The organism is Mycobacterium sp., assembly GCF_052144515.1.
In the GTDB taxonomy this organism is placed as follows: Bacteria; Actinomycetota; Actinomycetes; order Mycobacteriales; family Mycobacteriaceae; genus Mycobacterium.
The window spans coordinates 1-3,573 of record NZ_JBKQQD010000448.1 but is presented as its reverse complement, the minus strand read 5'-3'; the positions used below and the strand labels follow the sequence as shown (position 1 = coordinate 3,573).

General features: G+C 62.9%; 5 protein-coding genes. 2 read left to right on the top strand and 3 right to left on the bottom strand.

The window, feature by feature from the left end; translation table 11 throughout:
• Positions 1 to 160: 160 nt before the first annotated feature.
• Genes ACLP9N_RS30140 through ACLP9N_RS30130 form a run of 3 tightly spaced genes read right to left on the bottom strand, consistent with a single transcriptional unit; the run spans position 161 to position 1,980 of the window.
• Positions 161 to 463 carry a tyrosine-type recombinase/integrase gene (locus ACLP9N_RS30140; protein WP_442410800.1) on the bottom strand — a complete coding sequence of 101 codons (303 nt, stop codon included), beginning with the start codon at positions 461 to 463 and terminating at the stop codon, positions 161 to 163.
• Complete coding sequence (locus tag ACLP9N_RS30135) at positions 453 to 1,349, bottom strand: tyrosine-type recombinase/integrase (RefSeq protein WP_442410799.1); 897 nt, start codon at positions 1,347 to 1,349, stop codon at positions 453 to 455. Before ACLP9N_RS30135 ends, ACLP9N_RS30140 begins: the two co-directional genes overlap by 11 nt.
• Positions 1,315 to 1,980 (bottom strand): helix-turn-helix domain-containing protein, encoded by a 666-nt coding sequence (locus ACLP9N_RS30130; protein WP_442410798.1) that lies wholly within the window; start codon positions 1,978 to 1,980, stop codon positions 1,315 to 1,317. Before ACLP9N_RS30130 ends, ACLP9N_RS30135 begins: the two co-directional genes overlap by 35 nt.
• 160 nt (positions 1,981 to 2,140) lie before the next feature.
• Here ACLP9N_RS30130 and ACLP9N_RS30125 point away from each other — a divergent pair, with 160 nt between their 5' ends.
• The gene (locus ACLP9N_RS30125; protein WP_442395497.1) at positions 2,141 to 2,359 is read left to right on the top strand and encodes a helix-turn-helix transcriptional regulator; all 219 of its coding nucleotides are present in this window, start codon (positions 2,141 to 2,143) and stop codon (positions 2,357 to 2,359) included.
• An 858-nt stretch (positions 2,360 to 3,217) separates the two neighbouring features.
• A complete protein-coding gene (locus ACLP9N_RS30120) occupies positions 3,218 to 3,424 on the top strand; it encodes a helix-turn-helix domain-containing protein (protein WP_442410797.1) in 207 nt (68 codons plus the stop codon).
• The last annotated feature ends 149 nt before the right edge of the window (positions 3,425 to 3,573 follow it).

The following is a 3,573-nucleotide window of genomic DNA, read 5'->3' as shown; positions in this document are numbered from 1 at the left end:
ACGGCCGCGGCGGAAGTTCCGGTCGCCGTTCCAGGCCCCGCGGCGTTCTGCTCGACGGCGGGACCGGTGTAACCGGGCTTCTCGATGCGCACGAGAAGACGTACACTGCCAACGGCCCCCAGCAAACACCGTAACCGCAGGTCACAGCGGGTGCGGGTATTCACTGCGCCTCTTGGGGCCGCAGAGAGGCCGCAGCAGATTTGATCGCCGCGTCCAAACGATCGGCGACACCGTCTAAATCCTCGTCGAACAAGTCGGCGTAGACGTCGAGCGTCATCGATGCTTTGGCGTGCCCGAGCATGCGCTGCACCGCCTTGACGTTGGCACCCGACGACACCGCCAAACTGGCCGCTGTGTGGCGCAAGTCGTGCGGGGTGATAGACGGGAACTTGTCATCGGCCTGCTGGCATGTCCGCACCGCCGGCGCGAACACATCCTGGCGGTAGTGGTTGTTACGCAGCACCCCCGCCGCGCAAGTTCGTGAACACCAGATCGTGTCGGCCCTTGCCGACCATCAGCGCCGCCAGCTCATCGGCCAGCGACGCCGGGAACGGAACTGAGCGCCGCTCCCACGTCTTCGGGGTGCCCCACACCAGCCGGCTCGCCTCGGTGACAGAGCGGGATACGTTGACGCGGCGGCGCAGCATGTCGAAGTCGCACACCCGCAGCGCTGCCATCTCACCCCACCGCAGCCCGGTGTAGGCCAACAACCGCACCACCTCGGGGTGGCGGTCCACCGCGGCGGCCAGGGCCGCCACCTGGGCGTGGCTCAAGTAGCCGCGGTCGGGGTGCTTGCGTTTCGGCAGCCGCACACCGTGACACGGGTTGCGCGGTATGCGGTTGTCTTCGAGGGCGGCGCTAAGGATTTGGCGCAGCAACCCGAACGCATTCTCGATGGTGGCCACACCCACCTCGGCCGCAATCAGTTGCGCCACCCACGTCCTGACCGCCGACGTCTTCACCTCCACCACGGCGGTGTCACCCCATTGCGGGGCAACGTATTTGTTCCACGCGCTTCGCCGCGTCAACGCCGTCTTAGCTGAGATGTGGCCCTGCGCGCCCGACCACGTGGCATAGACGGCGGACACGGTGGCGCGGCCAGCATCGGGCGGGGTATAGCTGCCGGTGACGAATTGCGCGGTGATGCCGTCGAGCCACTGCTGCGCGTCGATCTTGCGGGCGAACCGTTTCGAGTGTTCGCGGCCGTCGTCGTCGACATATCGTGCCCGCCAACGCATCCCGGTGCCGTCTTGGGCGGTCGGCACGGTTTGCGAGTTGCCAGCTGCGTCGTAGACGGTTTTATTCCAGCGGTCCTCAACCCCGCTGCGCCGGTTGCGCTTCTGTGGCACTTGGTCCTCCTTGCACATCCCTCGGCGGCTCTTCGTCATTGCGGTTCTCGGCATTTAGAGCGGCCTTGTTAAATAAGTCCGCTAGCTCGAAGACGCGCGCCTGCTGCTCGATGTACTTTTTGGCGCTCGCCTCCATTTGCTCTTTCATCTCGGCCAACAACTGTTCGTTTGACTCGATGTATTCGTGCAGTTGCTGCATGGACCACGGAAGCTTCTCTGGGGGTGGACCCATGAACACGGCAAGGGGCGGCACCCTAAAGATGTTCGCGATGGCTGCGGCTTCTGCCACCCGCAAGGGTCGAGTGCCCCGCTCGATCTTCGCGACGGTGGTCTGGTGCATGTCAAACCCCTGCCGACGGAGCTGATTAGCGAGGTCGTCCTGAGACCAGTTACGCGCCTGCCGCCACTGCCGCACCTTCTGTCCGAAACTCGTCTCCCAGGATTCGTAGGGGCGGCGCCGCTCCGCCAACTCCTCCGGCGGAGTCTCGGAAAGTTCCTGGTCGAGCAAATGTTGGAGACGCTCGGCCGTCTTGCGTTCCGAATCGGCGCTGGGTTCCGGCATGGGCGGTCGTACAGGCTTGGTGACGGGCAAGACTTCGATCATGCGTGGGTTTGGCCCTATGTCGCCCATTTGTCCTCCTCATCTTGGGATTCTGGGCTGCCGCCCACTCTCCTCATCCATGGCAGGAATTCTATGCTGTAAACGCTTGGCCCTCAAGCGCAAGCCACCTGTCACCGAGTGATAGTCTGGTAACGCTTGGAGTGCAAGCCCCTCAAGGATAAGGAGTGTAATGCTGAAAGCTACTGAATCTGCCCTGATGGCGACCAAGGAGGTGGAGGCCGAGTTCGGCATCCCTGCCGGGACGTTGCGCTACTACCGTGCCAGTGGTGTGGGGCCGGCGTCGTTTCGGCTAGCAGGCCGAGTCCGATACCGCCGCGGAGATGTCCTGGCGTGGATCGCCGAACAGGAAGAGGCGACTCGCCGCGGTGGGGTGTCGCACGATGCCTAAGGCTGCATCCTCTCCTCTCTATGAGGACCAGAACGGGTATTACCAATTCGATGGCCAAATCGATGCGCAGACATTCAGTACCGCTAGTAGCCGTGTAGGCCGTAACAACGCACCCGCCCTGCTGGTTGACCTTTACTGCGGTGGGTCGCTCGACCTGGTAGCGCACCCTGGCGTCGTCGCCCGCGCCTGGTCGTTACCCGAGTACCCCGAGAGGTGCATGGAGCCAGTCATATGGGTGGAACTTTTCCGCACTGCCGGATACACCCACGATGGCCTGCCGGCCACACCGCCAACGGAGCCGATCACCGTATACCGGGGCTGCACGCCAGACGGGCGAGCGGGTATGGCATGGACCTCGGATCTGGCAATGGCCCGACGTTTCGCCCACGATCAACTACGCAGGCGTCCCGTAGGGCACGTGTATGCGTTCGACGCACCACCAATCGCACTGCTGGCATACATTCACGAAACAGGCCGTCAGGAAAGCGAATACGTTATCGATCGTGCTTTTCTAGACGATGCAGTGCGTTTGGAAGAGCAATGAGCAAGGTTCTCGAAGACCTCCGAGTTAGCCGGGCCCCTTCCCGCCATTCTTGCGTTACCGCATGGGCTCAAGAGTGTCAGCGGGTGCACCAGGATTGCGTGGTGGTTGCCGCCGCGGATCCAGCCGATGGCCGCGGCAGCCAGGAACTCACAAGCCGCTTTGTCAGCCCACCTCAATGGACCTGCCTGCAGATATTTGGGCAACCCGAGGTTGTCGCGCACTGCCCTGTATTTCTGCCCCTTCACGTGCGAGAAGAGATGAGCAGGGAAGTCCTGCTCGGTCTCGGTCACCACAGACCGGTTTGGGAGGGCCAAATGATTGATGAGGAGCAGGCCGAGGTGCTTACCACCGGCGACCTGGAAAAGATGCTCAAGATCCCCCGCAAGACCCAGATGGACCTGCGGGCCAGGGGCGGGTTCATCCCGCATTTCCGTGCGGGGCACAAGGTCTTATACCGCAGGGAAGCCGTGCTGCGCTGGATCGCCGACCAGGAGCGGCGGGGTGGTGATCACCATGGCTGAAGTGGCGAGGTATGGGTCGGCGTTGAGCGACGACGAACGCAAGTTCGTCGAAGACCTCGACGCTCTGGGTTGCCCGATCTGGTACGACATCCGTGATCCCAGATTCAATCGCGAGTTTCGTCGTCGCAAGGGTTGGCAGGATAAGCAAG

Excerpts from the sequence above, each read along its gene's own strand:
- ACLP9N_RS30130 (WP_442410798.1), bottom strand. The coding sequence starts at position 1,980 with ATGGGCGACATAGGGCCAAACCCACGCATGATCGAAGTCTTGCCCGTC.
- ACLP9N_RS30125 (WP_442395497.1), top strand. The coding sequence starts at position 2,141 with ATGCTGAAAGCTACTGAATCTGCCCTGATGGCGACCAAGGAGGTGGAG.
- ACLP9N_RS30120 (WP_442410797.1), top strand. The coding sequence starts at position 3,218 with ATGATTGATGAGGAGCAGGCCGAGGTGCTTACCACCGGCGACCTGGAA.